Source organism: Bacillus sp. FSL K6-1218 (assembly GCF_038006445.1).
Lineage (GTDB): Bacteria > Bacillota > Bacilli > Bacillales > Bacillaceae_G > Bacillus_A > Bacillus_A thuringiensis_S.
The window spans coordinates 1,417,835-1,438,450 of record NZ_JBBOVE010000001.1; the positions used below are offsets into that span (position 1 = coordinate 1,417,835).

The following is a 20,616-nucleotide window of genomic DNA, read 5'->3' on the forward strand; positions in this document are numbered from 1 at the left end:
TTTGGCGTTAAAACCATTGAATGTTTTTATTGACGATAAATAATGTAAGCGTTATCATTAAGGTGTTAACAGTACATATAAAGGGGAGAATGTATATGTTAGTTCAAACTATATTCGGAATGGATAAGTCTAAAAAATTAGGGGAGTATGTGAACGCATTACAAGCACTTTGTGAACAATATAATGTTGAAACAGATAAAATTGCGATTATTGAGGCAACAGAGGAATACTATTTATTTTTAGTAAAGCAAGAAGAGCACTATGATGTTGTCAAGGTAGAAACAGTTGATACGAATATTGAATATTATACGAAAGCTTATAAAATAAGCAGTTTTAATCATACTGCTTATCAAATGTAAAAAAACTCCCCTTTGGGAGTTTTTTTAGGAGGCTTTTACTTCGTTAGATTCGGTTAGTAATGGAACTTTTTTCGTACCGCTTAACTTAGCGATTGCAAGGCCAATAAGAGCTCCTGCTAATGCTGGTATTAGCCAACCGATTCCTTCATTATATAAAGGGATAAATTCAAAATATGGTGTGATGAATGAAACTGAAATACCACCTTGTTTTAATCCATCAAATACGCTCACTACAGCTGCTCCGATTAAAGCACCTACATAAACAGAGCGATATCCACCGAAGTATTTATGAAGTAATGATAGTAGTACGAGTACAATCGCAATTGGATACACAACAAGTAGAATTGGAACAGAGATTGCGATAATTTTCGTTAAACCTAAGTTGGCAACTAATAATCCTAATGCGCAAATGATACTCGCGAATGTTTTGTATGAAAATGTAGTCAATAATGTTGAAAAATATTGGCTGCACGCAGATACGAGTCCAACGCATGTCGTTAAACAAGCGAGTGTAACGATAAGAGATAATAGAAGCAAACCGTATGGGCCGAATAATTGTTGTACGATAACAGTAAGTAGCTGTCCACCATTTTTTGCATATCCGAGAGAGACACTAGTTGTCCCAAGCCAGCCGAGTGCACCATATACAAGTACGAGTCCTGTAGCGGCAATAAGCCCTGCTTTTGCTGTGGCGATAGCAATGGACTTACGATCATTCACACCTTTAGAGCGAATTGCATTTACAACGATAATTCCAAATGCAAGTGCTGAAATGGTGTCCATTGTTAAGTACCCTTCCATAAAACCTTTGAAGATTGGAGAAGTTTGATACTCTTGCATAGCTGGTCCTGATTGCCCAAGTGGTGTAAAGACACTTTTAACAAACAATAAGAAAATTGAGAGTAATAAAATAGGTGTTAATATATTTCCAATACGATCGACAAGTTTAGATGGATTTAAACTCAGCCAAAATACGATAGTGAAGAATATGATTGTATATACAAATAGCACTAGGCTGCTAGAGCGGATTGTTTCTGGTAAGAAAGAACTAACACCCATTTCATAAGCAACATTTGCAACACGTGGGATGCCCATGGATGGACCGATGGCAATGTATACAACTACTGTAAAGAAAATTCCGAATAATGGATGAACATGACTTGCAAGTTGCTGCATCCCATTTCCTGATAGAGAAATTGCGATAACAGTAAGTAGTGGTAAGCCAACTCCTGTTAGTAAAAATCCAATCATTGCTGGCCAAAAGTTTTCACCTGCGTTTTGTCCGAGCATGGGAGGGAAAATTAAATTACCTGCCCCAAAAAATAAAGAAAATAGCATAAGACCCGTGAAAAAAATATGTTTTTTTGATACAGTGTTCATTGTTTTTCCTCCTTTTTTAAATTCATTTGTAAGAACACAAAAAACTCGTCCCTAAAGAAAGGGACGAGTTATATTTACCCGCGATACCACCCTAATTTACACATGTAGAAATAAATCTATATGTATACGGCTTTGCAACGTACAACATGATACGTGTTCCTTGTAACGGGGGACGGCCGGTAAGAACTTACTGTAACATTCGGTTCTACTTCTCGGAGATGATTTTCGGTTACGCACTGAACGTTGGCTTTCAGCAAATCGCCAACTCTCTGGGGAACAGTTCTATAACGTACTCGTTCTCGTCAATGAATTTTTATTCAAGTATTCTGACAGTATTGTTGCATGTTTTTTTTAGAAAGTCAATATGTTTTTTGAAAGATATATTTATATACAGAAATATCGAAAGTAATATTCGTTGTTGCAAAAGGAATAATGAATTGTAAAATGGGAGTAAAAATTTGTGGAGAATTGTAAAATTTATAGAGAAAGTTGATATTTATAGGAGTAAAGAAGGGATTATTTGAATTTACAGAGAATATTACAACAATCCACTTGCTGGAAAGAACAAACCAAAAGAGGTGACTGAAATGCTTGCGATGGGAGTATTATTTGGCATTATTGCTATAATTGGTTTTATGTGGTTATATTATTCGCGTTCGTTTAAACAAGCAGAAGTTTTACTCTTTCAAAAAGGTAGTTTGTTGACAAATCAGTCTAGATATTTAGTATGTCCGAAGTGTGGAAGTGCACAGGCCAGAAGTGGAGGATATCAAGAGTGTTGCAAAATTAGATTATGAAAGAAAGGAAGCCTCACATTATTTTGTGAGGCTTCCTTCCTTACAACTTCATGGCGCTCCAAATTGTCCATCGATCTCTTTCAATAATAGGAGAGACGTTTTGTAATGCGGTCTGTATATGTTGTAGAAGTTGAGAAAGTTCATCATCTGTTAACTCATATAGAATGGATCGACCTGTTCGAGGAGATAAATCTTGTAGCAATGCTTCTACAGAATCATGTATTTTTCGTACTTCCCATTGTGTTTGTGTGGGAAGCACGTGAAGAGAATGTTTTTGTAATTCTTTCTGTATCGTGTTGGTTTTTGGACGTCTTTTTGACTCTATTTCAATGAGTTTTGGAAATATAGAGAAAAAGTATCCACGAATGTGTTCGGGACTTCCTGGAACTGTACAATCTTCAATCGTTCGATCTTGTAAAATAAGTACACCGTTTTTATTTAATATACGAGAAGCTTCACATAAAAATGTAGGAATGTCTTGTAAATGATGAATAACTGCGCGCGAAATAACTATGTCGAATGTTTCATTAGGGTATGGGATATTATGTGCATCACCGTGGATGAAAGAAATATTTGGGAAATTGTTGCAATTTTCTTTTGCAGCTTGTAATATTTCTTTTGAAAAATCAAGTCCCACAACATTTTTGGCTCCCATAAGAGCAAGTTCTTTCGTATAAATCCCGCCACCGCAGCCAATATCAATTATTTGCTTGTTTTGTATGTCTGTAATGTTTTTTACCATTTCAGCCCAAGAAATATGGGCGTTTCTTGTTGCGTATGTGTATTTATTATTTGCATCATGAAAATTAATGGACATGATAAAGACCTCCTTTCAATGATTAGTATAACTTATTTAATAGGATGTCACGTTTTTGTTTTATGTATGAAGATTATAAGAATTTCTTATCGTAAAAGGAGGATTAATTTGAAAGGGAAATATGTATTGTTGTTATTTGTTATGTTACTAGCAGCTTGTGGTCAAGCTGAGCAAAAACAAGAAACAAAAAAAGTAGAAGAGACGGTGAATGAAGTGAAAGAAACAATAGGGGTAACCGTTATACAAAAAAAACATAAAGAGAAAAAGTTGCAGGAATCAGAAGCGAAGTTAGTAATAGACATTTTGGATAAAGCTGAGAAACAAGAAATAACCGGAAGCTTCGGTGAACCTGAATATGAAATACAAATTAGTAGAGAGGGGAAAAAAGAAACTTATTATGCATGGTTAAGGGGAGAAGATAGACGAGGATGGGTGCAATATAAGAAAGTTATGTATATGTTGAATGAAAAAGATACGGAAAAGCTTTTGGGTATATTTCCAAATGTTTCAGAACAAAAAGAAGATGAGATGCAGGTAGGTCCTTTAACGGAGGTAACAAAAAAAGATTTGCAGATTACCGCGTTTCATATTAAAGCAGGCGATCAAAACGTGAATTATATGGTACGGTATACGATTTCACAATCACTATACAACAAGTTAGTGAAGGAACAAGAATATTATTTGCAACTCACTTTCCCAGAAAAAGTTCAAAAATTAATTGGAGCAAAAGAGAGTGAAATGATTTTAGGTGAAAAAGTAAAGGAAGGGTATAAGCAATATGAATTGCATGCTACTGTGCAGGTAAAAGGCGCTTCAGAATCACAATTAAAATCATTAGAAACATATTACGAAAAGTATGATTTAAAAATATTAAACAGTGAAAAAGAAAAAATAGGTGTGTTTCAAAATATAATTCAAATCGTTAAAGAGTATGGTGAAAAAATGAATTTCCAAAGATAAAGTGAGAATTTAATCGGCGGGGGCTGCTCATTTCTCATTGATTAATAGTCTTTGCCAATTCGGCGTTGACTCTCACTTAACTTCGTTGTTCCGACTGAATTTTGGGGTAAGGCCCTTATTGGCTGTAACTGAATTGTAAATTCTATATAGCCTTTCCTAGGAAATGATAATAGAGAGGGGAGAAGAACACCCTCTCTATTATTTTGCTTTTGCAGATGGCTCATTCATTGATTTTCGTGTAATAAGAAATGAAATCATAAGAGCGGAAAGAATGATAAGAGTGATAAGTAAGTGATTTGGCAACCAATCTAATAATAATACATAGCTCACTGTATAAAAAATAAGAGTTGAAGCTAAAAAGGATAAAACACTTATTATGAGAGATTGTAAATTCATTCGTATATACCTCCTTTATTTATATTTTTGGCTAAAAATGGATTAAATAAACATTATTTCTAACAATAGAAAAAAATATGTCATAATAAAGAGGAGAATAATTTTTGATGAGCTTGTATGACTCGTTACAGGGGGTTAAAGGAGAGAGAGATGAAAAATAATAAAAAAGGATTATGGGGAATTATTGTTGCCATAGGATTATTTTTACTGTCTAAGTTAAAGTGGGTATTTGCAATTTTTAAATTAGCAAAGTTTTCAACGGTATTTAGTATGTTTCTATCGCTTGGCGCATACGCAGTTCTATATGGTTGGAAATTTGGGGTGGCGCTCATTTATTTGTTGTTTGTTCATGAAATGGGCCATTTATGGGCTGCGAAAAGAAAAGGGATCCCAACATCGCCAGCAATCTTTATCCCATTTATGGGGGCTCTTATTGGAATGAAAGAGATGCCGAAAAATGCAAAAGATGAAGCTTACATTGCCTATATGGGTCCGCTTTTCGGACTTCTGTCATTTTTACCAGCGATACCGCTTTACATAATGACGAAAGAACCATTTTGGGCGCTTGTTATTTTGCTTGGAAGTATGATTAATTTCTTTAATTTAATTCCCGTTTCGCCGCTAGATGGTGGGCGAATTATTTCAGTTGTCAGCACTAAAATTTGGGGAGCAGGCCTTATTTTATTACTTGGCTATTCAATTTACTTTAAAAGTATTTTGGGAGGATTTATTGTTATTATCGGTTGTATGGAATTATATAGAGTGATAAAGAGAGATGAGCCGATTAAGGAATTAGGGCATAAAATTGATGGGATGAAAGAATATGTTGCTAGGCTTGAAGAGGAATTAAAAGAAACGGGTGCTGTACATCGGACTATATACATGATGCACCATGAGATGAATGCATTAAGACAAAGAGAACGGGAAAAAGAGTTACAAATAGGTGAACTTCAAAAAATGGAAGTGTTAGAGTATCTTTTACCGAAGTTCGAACCGTTAGATTATGTTCCATATGAAGATGAAAAAGATGAGTATACAATTCACATAAGGGAAGCATTTGAAGCGTCAGAAAGAAAATTAAATGAATGGAAAATAGAAAAGGAACAACAAGAAAACTATTATAAAGTGGATGCGAAAACGAAATGGACAGTATTTGCTTGTTATATCGGATTAATGGCTATACTCGGTTACACAGCTTATGAAGGATATATTGTTTTACAAGAACATTTGCCAACGAGAAATGTATAGAAAAATATTGTCGAAATGATAGGAAGAATTTATACAGGAAGTATATTTCTACGAGAGAATGTTACAAGTATAGCCATACATTGTAATATCTTTAGTAGAGAAGGAGTTCTGTATATGAAGAAATTGTTACGTGTATTCGGGATTATTATCGTAATGATCATTGCGAGTTACAGTCTTATGAAAGTGCTGTTACATTATGCGAATAAGCCTGCTGAGGTAAATACAATAGCTCAAGTAGAAGATGTGCAAGAAGAGACAAAAGTTCTAGATTTTATTCGAATGACACATGAAAGCTATAATAATTTCTTAAATTACGGTAAAGCAGAGAATTATACAGACGGGGATTGGAATCAATTTAAGCAATGGTTTCAACAACAAGAACCATCTTTAAAAAATATACATACGGAAATAAAGAATGAAAAAATAAAACGCGATGTAAATAGAAGCTATGAAATTGTAAAAAAAGGTGTGGAACTTCAAAATATTGAGTATGTAGTGTATGCCCACCGTGTATATCATGACTTGGATATTATCGTAAATAAATATAGGGGTGAAACGAATATCTGGGGGTATACAGAGTTTGGCGAGGGGAAAGATATAAAAGTAATTGAACAAGCTATACAAACAAAATAATAAGCTAGCTAGAATTCTAGTTAGCTTATTTTCTTTTGTAAGTACAATGTTCATATATTATTCACAAAAACAACGTGTTAATAGTGATTAAAATCACAATCTGCATTATAAGATTCAGTTAAACTAAAAACAGTTAAGGACATAGAGGAGTGGGATACAATGTTAAGTGCAAAAACAATTGAAATCGTAAAGTCAACAGTACCATTATTACAAGAAAAAGGCGTTGAAATTACAACGAGATTTTATCAAATTTTATTTTCAGAACATCCGGAGTTATTGAATATTTTCAACCATACGAATCAGAAAAAGGGAAGACAACAACAAGCGTTAGCGAATGCTGTTTATGCAGCTGCAACGTACATTGATAATTTAGAAGCAATTATTCCAGTTGTAAAACAAATTGGTCATAAGCATAGAAGTTTAGGTATTAAAGCTGAGCATTATCCGATTGTAGGTACATGTTTACTACGTGCCATTAAAGAGGTCGCAGGTGCACCTGATGAAGTTTTAAATGCATGGGGAGAAGCATATGGTGTCATTGCTGATGCATTTATTAGCATTGAAGCAGAGATGTATGAAGAAGCTGCACATAAAGAAGGTGGATGGAAAGACTTCCGCAACTTTGTGATTGTTAAAAAAGTGAAGGAAAGCGATGTTATTACGTCATTTTATTTGAAACCTGAAGATGGAGGGAAAGTTTCTTCATTCATCCCAGGTCAATATGTAACGGTTCAAATCAATATTGAAGGTGAGACATATACACATAATCGTCAATACAGTTTATCCGATGCACTTGGGAAAGAATATTATCGTATTAGTGTAAAGAAAGAAAAAGGTGTAGATACACCAGACGGTAAAGTGTCTAATTACTTACATGAACATGTAAAAGAAGGAGATGTTTTACCAGTAAGTGCACCAGCGGGTGATTTCGTGTTAAATATGGATTCAACATTACCAGTTGTACTAATTAGTGGTGGAGTAGGGATTACACCGATGATGAGTATGTTAAATACGTTAATTGAACAAGATTCAAAACGTAATGTATATTTTATTCATGCAGCAATAAATAGTAATACACATGCAATGAAAGAACACGTTAAGGCAGTAGAAAATGAATATGAACAAGTTAAAGCATATACTTGTTATTCTGCACCGACTGAAAAAGATTTAGAAATGAAGAACTTTGATAAAGAAGGTTTCGTTGAAAGCGAATGGTTAAAAACTATTATTCCGACAACTGAAGCAGAATTTTATTTCTGTGGTCCAGTAGCATTTATGAAACATATAAATGCTTCACTAACTGATTTAGGTGTGAAACAAGAGCATATTCATTATGAATTTTTCGGCCCAGCAACAAGCTTACAATAAGACGGATGAGAATAAACAAAAAAACGAGGTATTTATTTTACCTCGTTTTTTATTTGTTCTCGTAATAAACGGTTAACTGTTTCACGGCGTATGCCTATCAGTTGACCAATTTCAGTTTGTGTTAATATTTCATATATAGGAATGTCACCTAAATATAATGTGAACCATTCTTGTAAACGATGAAGACGTTCTTTCGGAGAGACAGTTGTCAATTGATCAATTCGTTGTTGCATCATTCTTAATTTAGATTGCAATTGCATAGCGATGTTGGCATACGATTCGGGATTTGCTTGAAGTCTCTCGTACCATTCACTACTAGTGATCGGTTCCACTTCTGTCTTTATTAAAGCGATAGCTGTACCGTGATATTCTTTCGGTGAAATTAAAGAATGATGAGGTATCGTTTCACCTGGAACGATAATGTTGAATAAAAATGGTGTTCCGTCTTCTTCTAGCCGAACTACTTTTAATAAGCCTGTTTTTATAAAGTATAAAGGACCGTCCTCGCCTTGACGGAATAGTACATCTCCTTTGTGTAGAATCAATGTTAGCCCCCCATTAATATGTTTCTATTTCTTCTATTTTAGCGTATATGTATATAGACAATATGCTATTTCAACAGCAATTTCATTGACGAAATGTATGCTATTACAGTAGTATACTATTTAGTGTGTAATAGTACTAGCAATGAATACGCTGTAGGGGGTTTAGTATATTGTTAGATGCGATGAGAATGACGGATATGAGAATTCCGGCGAATGCTATCATTCATGTAGAAGAGATGAAAGGTGGAGTCGTTTTATCCGTTGAAGTAGACGGCCAAATTATTTATACGATGGCTTATGATGAAGAAACAGATAGTTATGCTGAATTATATGATCGAAACGATAAGAGGGCGTGCCAAGTACATGAAGACTTTATGGGATGGTCACTTCTTCACTAAAAAAGATGTCAATATGACATCTTTTTTTATTAAATCGATAGAATATACAAAGAAATGAAATATAAGGATAAAATTTGTAATAATTGATTTTGCATTGTTAGCACTCTGTAACTGCAAGTGAACTATTTTTTCGCTATCATAAAGATAACAGTCGCAGTTATAGGAGTGGTCAACTTGAAGAAAGTACATATTTCAAATTATATGTTATTAAGTGTTTGTTTAATTTTATTTGTTCTCCTCGGAGGATTTTTATATTCATGTGTATAAGAAAAACGCATTCTAAAAAGAATACGTTATAAAAGAGAAATAATGATTAATCTAGTTCCAAGAATAATTAACGTAATACGTAATAAATTAATTACGGCGTTACCACTCAGTTTTGTATTAATGTAAGCCCCGATTTTTCCGCCGATCCATGCACCAGGAATAAGGATTAATGCATAAATCCAGCTGACATTTCCAAGTGAGATGTGAGTTGCAGAACTTACAATTGCTGATAGAAATACGATGAACATTGAAGTTGCTACTGCAATATGTGCTGGGAATGCAAAAAGAAGCATCATTGCTGGAACAAGTAAGGCACCGCCACCAATTCCAAATAACCCAGATATAAACCCAACTATAAAGGCGATAAAGATAGCAAGAAACGGTGGGAATTGGTAGTGTACAGCATTTCCATCATTATCTGTAAAAGAACGCTTAATTACAGACGTATTTGAGAGGGAAAGAGGTTTTAATTTGTCTCGAAGCATAAGTAGAATTGAGACGAATATAAGGAAAATCCCAAAGTATAAAGAAAATGTGTCTTGGTTTAAAAATTTATTTGCCCATGATCCGATAATACCACCAGGGCCGCTTCCGATAAATAAAATAAGTCCGCTTTTATAATCTACTCGCTTATGCTTCATGTAAGTAAGGGTAGAAGATAGTCCTGTGAAAACGACTGTTACCATAGAAGTCCCTACTGCAAGTTGTGGTGATAAACTGTGTAATCCAATTAATAACGGAACAATAATAATTCCGCCTCCAAGTCCAACTAGGCTGCCGACTGTCCCGGCGATTAGTCCGATGAAAAGTAACATGATGTATTCCAAAATTGCCAACTCCTCTAAATAACTTATCCACCAATTATTATACACGCTTTTTAATGAGAAATAGGCTTGTTCACAAAAAAGTCGTCTTCCTAGAAAAATAAGGAAGACGACTTTTGATTAGAAAACAAAATGTAATAGGTAGTAAAACAGAGCAGCTAAAGAAGCTGAAATAGGAAGTGTAATAACCCATGTAATTAACATACGTTTTGCAGTTCCCCATTTTACCCCTTTCACACGGTGAGAAGCACCAACCCCTAAAATAGAAGAAGAGATAACGTGCGTCGTACTAACCGGTAAGTGAATGAATGTTGCACCGAAAATAACAAGTGATGATGATAAATCGGCAGCTACACCATTTACAGGACGAATTTTCATAATTTGTCCACCGACAGTTTTAATAATTTTCCATCCACCGACAGAAGTACCAAGCCCCATTGCGATAGCACAAGATAATTGTACCCAGAACGGGATATCGCTAGAAGTATGATAGTTATTAGCCATAAGAGCCATCGTAATGATTCCCATTGCTTTTTGTGCATCATTCGTACCGTGTGTATAGGCTTGTAATGCTGCAGTGAAAATCTGGAATATACGGAAGTTTTTATTCGTTTTCGTTAAGTTAAAGTTTTTAAAGACCACTTTAAAAATACTGTAAACGATATAACCAATAACGAAAGCGATAATTGGTGAAATGATTAAAGCTTCAAGAATTTTAATGAATCCTTTAAGGTTTAATGAGCTAATACCAGCAGCAGCAATGGCTGCACCTGCGATTGAGCCAATAATTGCATGCGAAGAACTACTTGGGATACCGTAGTACCAAGTAATTAAGTTCCATGCTATCGCCGCAAGCAAAGCAGCTAAAATTACAAGAGAACCATTTTGTAAAGCAAATGGGTCAACGATATCTTTTGTAATCGTTTTTGCTACACCTGTAAATGTCATTGCACCTAAAAAGTTCATAATAGCTGCCATAATAATTGCATGTCTAGGCTTTAGAGCTTTCGTTGAAACAGCCGTTGCAATAGCGTTTGCTGTATCGTGAAATCCATTGATAAAGTCAAAAGCTAAAGCGCAAATGACTACTAAAACGGTCAGTATCAAGAGTGTATCCATGATCAAACTCCTTACGCGTTCTTCATAATAATTGTTTCTAATACGTTTGCAACGCTTTGACAGCTATCAGCTACTTCTTCAAGCTCTTCGTAAATCTCTTTAAATTGAATAATCTTAATCGGATCTTTTTCACGAGAGAATAAGTGCTTAATCGCATGACGACGAATATCATCGCATTGTGATTCGTAATCCTTAATCTTAATCGCGTTCGTACGAATGTCGACTAACTTCTTTTTAGACAGTAGTTCAACAGAGTTTGCAATCTCAATCGCACATTGATTAATTGCTTCCACGAATTTAATCATGTATTCATCAGCTTCTGTAATAGAATACATTTCGAACAGACCAGCACTGTGATCTAATCCGTCTAATACATCATCCATACTCATTGCAAGTTGTAGGATGTCCTCACGTTCAATTGGAGTAATAAACGCTTTGTTTAGCTCCATAATGATTTCGTGAATAAATGAGTCACCTTTTGACTCATACTCTTTCATGCGCATAGAAAACTCTTTTAAATCGCTAGCATTTTTAATTTTATACTCCACGAAAAACTGCGCGCCTTCTTTTAAATTTTCGGAAACATTCATTAACATTTCAGAAAATTTATCTTTTTTTGATTTAAAGACCATTATTGTTACCCCCACAAAAGTAATATATGTAAAATATATTGGCTAATCAATTCTAACAAAAAACTGTCGTTTTTTAAAACATTTTATCGAAAAGTTTACAAAAACTTAACATAACTCTCGTTGTTCTATTAATAATATTAATATCCAATAGTGAATATCTTACTTGTAGAATGTCCTTTTCTTGCAAAAAGTATGAATGTAAAAGAAAAGCTTTACACTATAGGAATGACTACGTTATTATAGTAAATTTAAAAGGCGGTATATTCTTCCTTTTAAAAAGAAGAGTGTAAATAAATGAAGGAAGTGAACGAATGAAATTGAAGAACACTCATTTTAAAAAAATGCTTGAGTGGTTCAATAAGAGGAAGAAACTTCGTAATTCATTAATTGTATTGGGAAGTGTACTCGTTACTCTATTTATTGCTATAAATATAATAATATCCATTCAAGACATATCTGAATTAAAACAAGCTGTTCCACAACCGACTTTAATTTATGATGCAAATAATGAGGTCGCAACTAAATTAGCTTCTTCGAAAACAGAAGGTGTTAAAAGAAAAGATATTCCTGATATTATGGTTCAGGCAGTTGTTGCAGTAGAAGATAAGGGTTTTTTTAACCATCATGGTATTTATTATAGTGGAATTATAAGTGCAGTTTTTAAAAATATTACAGCAGGAGAAGTTGTAGCAGGGGGAAGTACAATTACACAGCAGCTTGCAAAGAATGTATTTCTGACACAAGATCGTACATTTTCTCGTAAAATAAAGGAATACTTTTTAACCAAAAAAATAGAACGTACTTATACAAAAGATGAAATTATTGAAATGTATATGAATCAAATTTATTTTGGGGAAGGTGCTTGGGGAATAAAGAGGGCAGCTAAATCTTATTTTGATAAAGAGGTAAAAGATTTATCAATTTCAGAAGCTGCAACGATTGCAGGTTTAATTAAAGCGCCGTCTGCGTATTCGCCTTATAAAAACTTTAATAAATCAATTGAACGACGTAATGTCGTATTAAGTTTAATGAAGGAACAAGGATATATTTCTGAAGAGCAATACAATAAAGAAAAAGAGTCAGGCCTTGTATTAAAACGTGGGGTTGATGATAAATACAAAGGTAAATACTCCCAATATGTAGACTATATAGTTAGAGAAGCGATGGATAAGTATGAATTAACACAAAATGAAATTTTAGCAGGTGGTTATCGTATTTATACAGAGCTTGATCCGAAAAAACAACAAGCTGTAGAAGATGTTGTGAATAATGATAGTTATTTCAAAGATAGTGGCTCAGATCAACTTATGCAAACGGGTGTAGTCCTTATAAATCCAAAAACAGGCGGTGTTCCAGCTTTAGTTGGAGGTAGAGGACCATATCAGTTTTTACAATTTAATCATGCTACGCAATTAAAAAGACAGCCAGGTTCAACATTAAAGCCTCTAGCTGTATATGTACCCGCTTTAGAACAAGGGTATGAAGTATACGATATATTAAAAGATGAACCATTTCATATTAAAGAATATGAACCGAAAAATAGTGATCAGGCCTTTCATGGTAATGTGACAATGTATGAAGCGGTAGCAAAGTCGTATAATGTTTCCGCTGTGTGGCTATTAGAACAAATAGGATTAGATAAAGGATTGAAATCTTTAGAGCGATTTGGTATTCCGTTAGTACCAGAAGACCGTACGTATCCAATTGCTTTAGGTGGGATGCATGTAGGGACATCACCATTTGTAATGGCCCAAGCATATAGTACATTTGCTAATGATGGGGTTCAAGTAGAGGCTCATGCAATTAGAGAAGTTCAAAATGCTGAAGGGGAAATAATAGGGAAATGGTATAAGAAAGAGACACGAGTGACGAGTGAGAAAATTGCTCAAAAGATGACGTATTTATTAAAAGGTGTTGTAGAAAAGGGAACAGGTGGAAAAGCGAAAGTTACTAATGTTGATACAGCAGGGAAGACAGGGACTACTCAACTTGTAAATGGCCCGAGCGTAGGGGCAAAGGACTCGTGGTTTGTAGGATACACACCAGATTTAGTAGGTGCAATTTGGGTAGGATATGACAAAACAGATAGCGAGCATTATGTTCCAGGTGGTAGCCAAATTACAACGACGATGTTCCGGGATATCATGAAAAAAGCAAATGCAAACCCAGCCCAAAAAGCGTTCCAATTGTCGTTAATATCTGAGGCGGACTATAAAAAACAATTGCAAACAATTGAAGAAGAAAAGCGAAGAAAAGAAGAAGAAAAGAAAAGGCAAGAAGAAGAACAAAAAAGGAAAAAAGAACAGCAAGAGTGGTTTAATAAAGTAAAAGAGTGGATTCCATCGTTATGGTAAAAAAAAGAGGCGAATTTCGTTATTCGCCTCTTTCTCATGTGAAAAATGAAGTGAGCTCATAATTAGTGAGGTAAATGCTACTATTCATTAAGAGTAATGTTCGTACTGCCAAAGGATTGAGAATCGTATGTGATGATTATTGTTCCTTTACTAATCGGTTCGTATGGTAATTCTTCTTCATAACTACCATTATTTTCATTATGGATAGACAGCGTGATTTCATCAATTCCTTTATTTGTATACTGATCTTTAATCGTTTCAGTAATTTGAAGTAGAGTTTCGTAACTAGAAGCTTTCGTAATAAGCATTCCTTTTATAACTTTTTTTTCATTATTTGTGGAATTGGAATAAAGGATGTTGTTTTGTTTCGTATACAAAAGTGTGTATGGAACTGTTTTTCTCTCTGCTTTTGAAATAGTAGAATATTTTAGAGTTAAAAAAAACCCTACACATAAAATAATGCATATCATAAGAGCAATCCAAATGCGTATCGGTGACATAACTCTCATTTTTCATCCCTCTTTCATATCTTTGACTTCATTATTTATCATACAAAATGAGGATTAAGATAGAGTAAATTTGAGGTAAAGAAACGTAAAGAAGGAGCACTTATCCTCCCAAACAAGTGCTCCTTTTTATTAAAAGAGAGATTTAATAGACAATCAAAATCACACCTATTACTTATAAATGTGTTTAGTCCTCCCAAAATATTATCGGAAATTGTGGTTAGTAAATTCGGAAGACAGATAGTGTCGCAGTTGTATCGCCCGTGTTAGGAATAGAAATAGTATTTGCTGTAGGTTGTACAGAAATCGTTGTACCAGCTTGTAAAGTAACGATTGTAGAGAAAGAAACAGCACTACCGATAACATTAGTTGAAAAATTACGAGTAGGTGGTTGGCCATTGAATGAAATATCGAATCCAAACGGTGAAGGGCCTGGGAAAGTTGTAGATGCCGAGAAACTAATATCATATACGCCTGTTTCTAAAACTGTTAAAGTATCTGTAGTGTCATTAAAATTAATATTATTTATTTCAAAAACTCGATTGAATTGGATATTCATTCCAGGTGATATTGTTTGAGCATTGGAGTTTCCTATTGCAGCTATAATTACCGGAATCGGAGTACCCGCTGGTCCAGTAGCGCCTCCACCTAGGAACCAGATCCATATTGAACTAAGACAGCTTGAATAGCTTGGCCGAGAGCTTGAAGAAGTCTAACAAATTATTTAAGTTCGGACTTAGAGATGTTGATATAACTACAAGCTCTTACTTCGCAACAATCATTACCATAAAATACTTTCCCTTTATTTTTGTTGTTTATCTTTTCATTCCTTTCTTTCATAGAATAAATAGTCGTTACTATATATTAAAATGAAATTTAAATTAAATTCGTGATGGACAAACTACTATTTCTCAAAAAATAAGAAGTTTACCTACCTAACACGAACAATAAAGAAGTAGAGAAAAATCTATATGTTTTAAAGAGATCAAATTAGCATAAAAAACTCCCTTTAATTGTTAGAGTGTGCTTAACAATTAAAGGGAGTTAATAGGACAGCATTATCATTTTATAAGTTAATTGCTTCACGATTTACTTTAGGTAAAATCGGAATAGAAATAGTGAAGGTTGTACCGTCTGGAGCACTAGTCATTTTGAGCGTACCGTTATGATTTTGGATGATTTTTTTTGTTACTGATAAGCCTAGTCCTGTCCCCGAATCCTTCGTTGAGAAGAATGGATCAAAGATATATTCTTGAATAGCTAGAGGAATACCAACTCCATTGTCTGTGAAAGTAATCCGAACGAAGTTATCTAGGCGATAACTAGTGATTTGAATAGAAAGAGGCTTTTCGCCTTGAGCATCGACGGCATTTTGAAATAGGTTTAAAAATACTTGAACAAGTTCATGTCGATCAATATTGACTAAAATATCATCTAATTCATTAGAAAAGTTATAATCAATTGAAATGTTATGCAAGAAGACTTCACTAGCTAGTAACTGTTGAATATAGTCGCATAAAAATGTATTAATAGGAAACGGTTCTCTTGTAAATTCACGTGTTTTTGAAATGGCTAAAAATTTTGTGATAATACTATTTGCACGATCTAATTCAGGGATAAGTAAGCTTTTAAATAACTCTTTATTTGATGGAGAAACACTTTCTTGTAAAAATTGTAAGTATCCTCGTACTGTCGTAAGAGGGTTTCGTACCTCGTGTGCAATTCCGGCTGCGATTCGTCCTGCTAACGAAAACTTCTCTGCATCACGCTCTGTGTTTAAATAATGAAAGACACTAATAACCCTAAAAATCTCCCCGTTATAATCGCGAATAATTCGGTTGTTTATAATGCCATAGTTTTTGTCTAAAACTTCTTCATTATATATTTCTGTTCCCGTTCTTAATGTTTCAATCGCTTTAATTTTTTCTTCCGGCAAGTTTAGTAATTGTTGAATCGGTTTTCCGATAATATCATTTCGTATTACACCGAAATCATCTGCGGCAACTTGATTACATAAAGTAATATTCCCTTTACTATCGACAAAGGTTACATGATGTGAAAAGGCATCAAAAATATGTACAAAGTGTTTTTCAAGTTGTTCAAATAAAAATAATGAATCACAAGTAAGTTGAAAATGAGCCTCTTTATTCTCTTTTGGTATTTCTTGAATGGAATGAGTTGTTCTAGTTTTCTTTATTTGTAAACCAATATGTGGATTTTTGTATGTGAAATGATGTGGTAATTGATTTACAAGTTCTTCATAAAAACGCACTTTATTTTCTAGTTCTTCAATTCGTTTTTCATGAGATACAGTAGCATCGTTTGGAAGCATAAATAAATAACCCCTCATTTTAAAAATTCTTCCATATAGTATATCATATTTTAATAAGGATACTCTTAAAGAAAGGGCTACTTAATGAAATTGATTAGCCAAAGTGTTTGGGGAGTGAATAGAAGATAAAGTTAAAAAGGGAGGAATATATGTGCTGTTCATTGGAGTGACAGGATGGGGAGATCATGATTCTTTATACATAGATTCCTATGAAAATAGAAATAAATTACGAACATATAGTGAGTATTTTCCTATTGTGGAAGTGGATAGTTCATTTTACGCGATGCAACCTGCACGAAATTATATAAAATGGGCAATGGAAACGCCGAAAGATTTTTCTTTTGTCGTAAAAGCGTATCAAGGAATGACAGGACATATGAAAGGGGAAATTCCTTTTTCTACGTTTGATGAGATGTTTGATGTGTATAAGCAGTCTATTCTTCCTTTAATAGAAGCTAATAAATTAAAAACAATTTTATTTCAATATCCACCATGGTTTGATTGCAAAAAGAAAAATGTAGATTTTCTTCGATATACGAAAGAAAAAATGGAAGGTTTACCATGTGCAATAGAATTTCGAAATCAAACATGGTTTTATCCAGAAATGAGAGATAAGACGTTACAGTTTCTAGAACAGGAGGAATGGGTTCATACAATTTGTGATGAACCACAGGCTGGGATAGGTTCTGTGCCACTCGTATTAGAGGTTACGAATTCAAACATGGCATTAATACGTTTTCACGGTCGAAATGTTCATGGTTGGCTTGATAAAGGGGAAAATTGGAGAGCGGTCCGTTGTTTATATCGCTACAACAATAAAGAACTGGGAGAATGGGTTGAACGACTAGAGCAATTAAAAAAGAAAACAAAGGATATATACGTACTGTTTAACAACAATTCAGGTGGGGATGCAGCAGATAATGCGAAACAGCTTATGAAAATGATGAACATTACATATGGTGAGCCGAAGCCGGAGCAATTAAATTTTTTTGAATGATAATAAACAAGAAAGGCACTGTACAAACAGGGGGAATGTACAGTGCCTTTCTATATGAAAAAGAGGGGTAACAATGTTACTGAGCGTTTGGTTGATTCATCAATTGTTGGCTTCATAATAAATGATAATGGTTATCATTATCATTGTCAATGGTTTTTCTAAAAATATATAAAAAACTTTGTATATTTTAAATAGAGATAAAAAAAGAACAGCATTAATGCTGTTCTTTTCCAGGCTGTGGAGAAAGTCTGTTTTTGTGTCTGAACCTCTTTTTATGTGTCAACACTGATAAAAAGAGGTAAAGGAGAGATTTTTTATGATGGGTGCTTTAAAAAATCATCGTGATGAACGTGTATCTGTTTCTGTAGAAGAGTTGGTTCCACAAGATCATTTCCTTCGTGCGATCGAAGCGACAATTAGTTTTGATTTTATTGAAGAGAAGTTACGCCCTTATTACTGTGAAAACAATGGACGTCCGTCAATCCATCCTATCGTTTTATTTAAAATGATGTTTATTGGATATTTTTACGGTATTCGTTCGGAGCGTCAATTGGAAAAAGAGATTAAAACGAATATCGCCTACCGTTGGTTTTTAGGGTTTTCTCTATCAGATACTATTCCGGATCATTCTACAATCAGTTGGAATCGTCGTACTCGCTTTATTCATACAAATATTTTCGAAGAAATTTTTGATGAGATCGTGAGGCAAGCGACAGAGCACCGGATGGTGGGAGGACGTGCGCTGATGACAGATTCTACGCACATTAAGGCCAATGCTAATAAAAATAAGTTTGTACATAAATATAAAAAAGAAAAGGCAAAGTTTTATATAGATGAATTAGAAGTTGCGGTAATTGAAGATCGTGAGGTACACGAAAAAAAGAATTAAAACCCAGAAAGGAAAGTGATACTCCCACTAAAAAAACTCGTATAAGTACTACGGATCCAGATAGTGGATTTTTAATGAGAGATGGAAAACCGAACGGTTTTCATTTCTTAGACCATCGTACGACTGATGCGAAGTACAATATTATTACAGATACTTATGTAACGGCTGGAAATATGGCAGATTCCGAGCCATATTTAGCGCGTCTACAAGCTCAAATTGATAAATTCGGATTTAAAGTGGAAGCTGTAGCTCTTGATGCAGGCTATTTTACAGGGTATATCTGTAAGAAATTATCGGAGAGAAATATATTTATGGTGATGGGGTATCGCCGATTTGGAAAACGAAATAAAGAAGTACCAAAAAGCCAATTTAAATATGTAGAAGAAATGAATGCATTTGCTTGTCCGATGGGGTGTATTTTAGAGTATGCGACAACGGATCGTGAAGGATATCGTCACTATAAATCCAACCCAGAAGACTGCGCTGTTTGTCCGCTACGTGAGGTATGTTTTTCAAAGAAACAAAAACAAAAAGTTATCACTCATCATATATGGGAGAAATATAAGGATATCGCTAGAAAAAACAAACTAACAGTTACAGGGAAAAAGTTGTACAAAGTACGCTGTTCAACTATAGAGCGAAGCTTTGCGGATGCCAAAGAACTACATGGCTATCGATATGCTCGATTTCGGGGGCTGAAGTCTGTCCAAATGCAGGCTTATCTCACCGCAACTTGTCAAAACATGAAAAAAATAGCCCTCCATCTGACCAAAAAAGGTCTGGTGGAGGGCTATTTTTTTGAAACTCTATTATTTTATGTTGTTTTTATTCGCTAAAATCAAAATGATTCCAGAGTGTGGGGAACCCTAAAGGGTTTCCCAACACTCTGAAAAAGAACAGCATTAATGCTGTTCTTTTCCGTTGACGAATTGTTGTAAATCAAAAGGAGTTATCGCCTGGATAAATTCTTTTGAGATAAGTGTTTGCACGAGAGTGCTCTCAGAGATAGAAGCACCTGTTTTCTTTTCGTAAGCTTGTTTTAATAAATCAAGTTTTTCAGCCGTTTCTTTTGGTAATTCAATTGTAAGTGTGTTCATAATTTCTCCCCCTTATTATTAGAGTACCACTACAGTATAGGAGAGACAAGAAAAGAGAATGTGAAATATAAAAAAGGTTACCAAATTTTCAAATGGTAACCTTTTTTATGTATAAGAGTTATTAAGCAATACCGATATACTTTAAAGTTTTTGATGGAGTACTGTGATCAAAGAAGTGTTGTAAAAATGCAATATCAACACCTGATTTGTATGCACAATAACCCCAAGTTTTTCGAAGTGTATGTGAGCTAATCCCTTCTAATCCAACTTCTTTTGCAGCTTTGTTTAAAATGTACCATGCATGTTGTCTCGTAATAGATTTTGTTCCTTTTTGAGATTTTAACAATGGTTCATTACGTTTCCAAGTTTTACGTTCTTTCATGTAGTCTTCGATTGCGTGCTGTAAGTCTTCATTTACAGCAAACCATTTATGTTTCTTCACTTTTTCATTGTAAAATAAAATGGAATGGCGAACATTTTCATTTTCATCGATTACATCACTAACTTTTAATTGTAAGATTTCACTTACTTTTAAGCCAGAATTTACAGCTAATACGAATAATAAGCCATCACGTTTCGAAGATTGTAAAAGTATATTTTTGATAGTTTCTAATTGTTTTTCATTTTGAATAGGTTGTCCTGCTTGTTTCATTTCACGCACTCTCCTCTTTTATATGTGTAAAGGAAAGGATTAACTT

21 protein-coding genes, 1 pseudogene and 1 other annotated feature are annotated in these 20,616 nt (G+C 34.3%); of the genes and pseudogenes, 10 read left to right on the forward strand and 12 right to left on the reverse strand.

All coding sequences use genetic code 11. From position 1 onward, the window contains the following. Window positions 1-20 precede the first annotated feature (20 nt). Window positions 21-359, forward strand: a complete 339-nt coding sequence (locus MHI26_RS07440; protein WP_140337705.1) for a DUF3922 domain-containing protein — start codon at window positions 21-23, stop codon at window positions 357-359. A gap of 24 nt (window positions 360-383) precedes the next feature. Here MHI26_RS07440 and brnQ3 read toward each other — a convergent pair whose 3' ends face one another. Continuing rightward, entirely contained in the window at window positions 384-1,739 is a 1,356-nt protein-coding gene (gene brnQ3 / locus MHI26_RS07445) for a branched-chain amino acid transport system II carrier protein BrnQ3 (protein WP_061666717.1), read from the reverse strand. Window positions 1,740-1,795: 56 nt separating this feature from the next. Continuing rightward, window positions 1,796-2,054, reverse strand: a binding site (T-box leader). A 272-nt stretch (window positions 2,055-2,326) separates the two neighbouring features. On the opposite strand from brnQ3, the gene MHI26_RS07450 reads away from it, so the two are divergent. Further along, the gene (locus MHI26_RS07450) at window positions 2,327-2,536 is read left to right on the forward strand and encodes a hypothetical protein (protein ID WP_000880630.1); all 210 of its coding nucleotides are present in this window, start codon (window positions 2,327-2,329) and stop codon (window positions 2,534-2,536) included. 40 nt (window positions 2,537-2,576) lie between these two features. Here the strand turns inward: MHI26_RS07450 and MHI26_RS07455 are convergent, their stop codons facing one another. Then, entirely contained in the window at window positions 2,577-3,353 is a 777-nt protein-coding gene (locus MHI26_RS07455; protein ID WP_061666716.1) for a class I SAM-dependent methyltransferase, read from the reverse strand. Window positions 3,354-3,461: 108 nt separating this feature from the next. Between MHI26_RS07455 and MHI26_RS07460 the strand changes: the two genes are divergently transcribed. Next, window positions 3,462-4,313 carry a hypothetical protein gene (locus MHI26_RS07460; RefSeq protein ID WP_061666715.1) on the forward strand — a complete coding sequence of 284 codons (852 nt, stop codon included), beginning with the start codon at window positions 3,462-3,464 and terminating at the stop codon, window positions 4,311-4,313. A 198-nt stretch (window positions 4,314-4,511) separates the two neighbouring features. On the opposite strand, the gene MHI26_RS07465 is transcribed toward MHI26_RS07460, so the two are convergent. After that, window positions 4,512-4,709: a hypothetical protein gene (locus MHI26_RS07465; RefSeq protein WP_001053359.1), complete on the reverse strand. Its 198-nt coding sequence runs from the start codon at window positions 4,707-4,709 to the stop codon at window positions 4,512-4,514. Between the two features lie 150 nt (window positions 4,710-4,859). Between MHI26_RS07465 and MHI26_RS07470 the strand changes: the two genes are divergently transcribed. The 3 genes from MHI26_RS07470 (at window position 4,860) to hmpA (ending at window position 7,958) form a co-directional block, all read left to right on the forward strand. Next, entirely contained in the window at window positions 4,860-5,957 is a 1,098-nt protein-coding gene (locus tag MHI26_RS07470) for a site-2 protease family protein (protein ID WP_061666714.1), read from the forward strand. Window positions 5,958-6,071: 114 nt separating this feature from the next. Continuing rightward, a complete protein-coding gene (locus MHI26_RS07475) occupies window positions 6,072-6,590 on the forward strand; it encodes a hypothetical protein (RefSeq protein ID WP_000735433.1) in 519 nt (172 codons plus the stop codon). A 159-nt stretch (window positions 6,591-6,749) separates the two neighbouring features. Continuing rightward, on the forward strand, window positions 6,750-7,958 hold the full coding sequence (gene hmpA, locus MHI26_RS07480; protein ID WP_061666713.1) for an NO-inducible flavohemoprotein: 1,209 nt from the start codon (window positions 6,750-6,752) through the stop codon (window positions 7,956-7,958). Window positions 7,959-7,990: 32 nt separating this feature from the next. Here the strand turns inward: hmpA and MHI26_RS07485 are convergent, their stop codons facing one another. Then, complete coding sequence (locus MHI26_RS07485) at window positions 7,991-8,503, reverse strand: Crp/Fnr family transcriptional regulator (protein ID WP_000600585.1); 513 nt, start codon at window positions 8,501-8,503, stop codon at window positions 7,991-7,993. Between the two features lie 170 nt (window positions 8,504-8,673). On the opposite strand from MHI26_RS07485, the gene MHI26_RS07490 reads away from it, so the two are divergent. Then, on the forward strand, window positions 8,674-8,901 hold the full coding sequence (locus MHI26_RS07490; protein WP_000883009.1) for a hypothetical protein: 228 nt from the start codon (window positions 8,674-8,676) through the stop codon (window positions 8,899-8,901). Between the two features lie 293 nt (window positions 8,902-9,194). Here the strand turns inward: MHI26_RS07490 and MHI26_RS07495 are convergent, their stop codons facing one another. From MHI26_RS07495 to MHI26_RS07505, 3 genes are all read right to left on the reverse strand, one after another. Next, window positions 9,195-9,995, reverse strand: coding sequence for a sulfite exporter TauE/SafE family protein (locus MHI26_RS07495; protein ID WP_000455760.1), 801 nt, complete (start codon window positions 9,993-9,995; stop codon window positions 9,195-9,197). 117 nt (window positions 9,996-10,112) lie between these two features. Beyond that, the gene (locus MHI26_RS07500; RefSeq protein WP_000380276.1) at window positions 10,113-11,111 is read right to left on the reverse strand and encodes an inorganic phosphate transporter; all 999 of its coding nucleotides are present in this window, start codon (window positions 11,109-11,111) and stop codon (window positions 10,113-10,115) included. An 11-nt stretch (window positions 11,112-11,122) separates the two neighbouring features. Further along, window positions 11,123-11,743, reverse strand: coding sequence for a DUF47 domain-containing protein (locus tag MHI26_RS07505; RefSeq protein ID WP_000231445.1), 621 nt, complete (start codon window positions 11,741-11,743; stop codon window positions 11,123-11,125). 311 nt (window positions 11,744-12,054) lie between these two features. On the opposite strand from MHI26_RS07505, the gene MHI26_RS07510 reads away from it, so the two are divergent. After that, the gene (locus tag MHI26_RS07510; protein WP_061666712.1) at window positions 12,055-14,097 is read left to right on the forward strand and encodes a transglycosylase domain-containing protein; all 2,043 of its coding nucleotides are present in this window, start codon (window positions 12,055-12,057) and stop codon (window positions 14,095-14,097) included. 80 nt (window positions 14,098-14,177) lie between these two features. Here the strand turns inward: MHI26_RS07510 and MHI26_RS07515 are convergent, their stop codons facing one another. From MHI26_RS07515 to MHI26_RS07525, 3 genes and pseudogenes are all read right to left on the reverse strand, one after another. Beyond that, window positions 14,178-14,606, reverse strand: a complete 429-nt coding sequence (locus MHI26_RS07515) for a hypothetical protein (RefSeq protein WP_001265586.1) — start codon at window positions 14,604-14,606, stop codon at window positions 14,178-14,180. Between the two features lie 217 nt (window positions 14,607-14,823). Further along, window positions 14,824-15,443 (reverse strand): annotated as a pseudogene (locus MHI26_RS07520) (Gly-Xaa-Xaa repeat protein). A gap of 226 nt (window positions 15,444-15,669) precedes the next feature. Then, a complete protein-coding gene (locus tag MHI26_RS07525) occupies window positions 15,670-16,935 on the reverse strand; it encodes an ATP-binding protein (protein ID WP_061666710.1) in 1,266 nt (421 codons plus the stop codon). 151 nt (window positions 16,936-17,086) lie between these two features. Between MHI26_RS07525 and MHI26_RS07530 the strand changes: the two genes are divergently transcribed. Continuing rightward, window positions 17,087-17,932 (forward strand): DUF72 domain-containing protein, encoded by an 846-nt coding sequence (locus tag MHI26_RS07530; protein WP_061666709.1) that lies wholly within the window; start codon window positions 17,087-17,089, stop codon window positions 17,930-17,932. Window positions 17,933-18,248: 316 nt separating this feature from the next. Continuing rightward, a protein-coding gene (locus MHI26_RS07535) for an IS1182 family transposase (protein ID WP_340808698.1) occupies window positions 18,249-19,657 on the forward strand; the annotation gives its coding sequence in 2 pieces (ribosomal slippage) (window positions 18,249-18,807 and window positions 18,807-19,657; 1,410 coding nt in all). A 66-nt stretch (window positions 19,658-19,723) separates the two neighbouring features. Here MHI26_RS07535 and MHI26_RS07540 read toward each other — a convergent pair. Together MHI26_RS07540 and MHI26_RS07545 are read right to left on the reverse strand one after the other, a co-directional pair. Further along, on the reverse strand, window positions 19,724-19,918 hold the full coding sequence (locus MHI26_RS07540; RefSeq protein WP_001094860.1) for a DUF3924 domain-containing protein: 195 nt from the start codon (window positions 19,916-19,918) through the stop codon (window positions 19,724-19,726). A gap of 121 nt (window positions 19,919-20,039) precedes the next feature. Then, window positions 20,040-20,570: a tyrosine-type recombinase/integrase gene (locus tag MHI26_RS07545; RefSeq protein WP_000806236.1), complete on the reverse strand. Its 531-nt coding sequence runs from the start codon at window positions 20,568-20,570 to the stop codon at window positions 20,040-20,042. Window positions 20,571-20,616: the final 46 nt, after the last annotated feature.

Coding starts and splice junctions, on each gene's coding strand:
- brnQ3 (WP_061666717.1), bottom strand. CDS start 1,739: ATGAACACTGTATCAAAAAAACATATTTTTTTCACGGGTCTTATGCTA.
- MHI26_RS07450 (WP_000880630.1), top strand. CDS start 2,327: ATGCTTGCGATGGGAGTATTATTTGGCATTATTGCTATAATTGGTTTT.
- MHI26_RS07465 (WP_001053359.1), bottom strand. CDS start 4,709: ATGAATTTACAATCTCTCATAATAAGTGTTTTATCCTTTTTAGCTTCA.
- MHI26_RS07475 (WP_000735433.1), top strand. CDS start 6,072: ATGAAGAAATTGTTACGTGTATTCGGGATTATTATCGTAATGATCATT.
- MHI26_RS07510 (WP_061666712.1), top strand. CDS start 12,055: ATGAAATTGAAGAACACTCATTTTAAAAAAATGCTTGAGTGGTTCAAT.
- MHI26_RS07455 (WP_061666716.1), bottom strand. CDS start 3,353: ATGTCCATTAATTTTCATGATGCAAATAATAAATACACATACGCAACA.
- hmpA (WP_061666713.1), top strand. CDS start 6,750: ATGTTAAGTGCAAAAACAATTGAAATCGTAAAGTCAACAGTACCATTA.
- MHI26_RS07500 (WP_000380276.1), bottom strand. CDS start 11,111: ATGGATACACTCTTGATACTGACCGTTTTAGTAGTCATTTGCGCTTTA.
- MHI26_RS07440 (WP_140337705.1), top strand. CDS start 21: ATGTTTTTATTGACGATAAATAATGTAAGCGTTATCATTAAGGTGTTA.
- MHI26_RS07470 (WP_061666714.1), top strand. CDS start 4,860: ATGAAAAATAATAAAAAAGGATTATGGGGAATTATTGTTGCCATAGGA.
- MHI26_RS07540 (WP_001094860.1), bottom strand. CDS start 19,918: ATGAACACACTTACAATTGAATTACCAAAAGAAACGGCTGAAAAACTT.
- MHI26_RS07515 (WP_001265586.1), bottom strand. CDS start 14,606: ATGAGAGTTATGTCACCGATACGCATTTGGATTGCTCTTATGATATGC.
- MHI26_RS07545 (WP_000806236.1), bottom strand. CDS start 20,570: ATGAAACAAGCAGGACAACCTATTCAAAATGAAAAACAATTAGAAACT.
- MHI26_RS07525 (WP_061666710.1), bottom strand. CDS start 16,935: ATGCTTCCAAACGATGCTACTGTATCTCATGAAAAACGAATTGAAGAA.
- MHI26_RS07505 (WP_000231445.1), bottom strand. CDS start 11,743: ATGGTCTTTAAATCAAAAAAAGATAAATTTTCTGAAATGTTAATGAAT.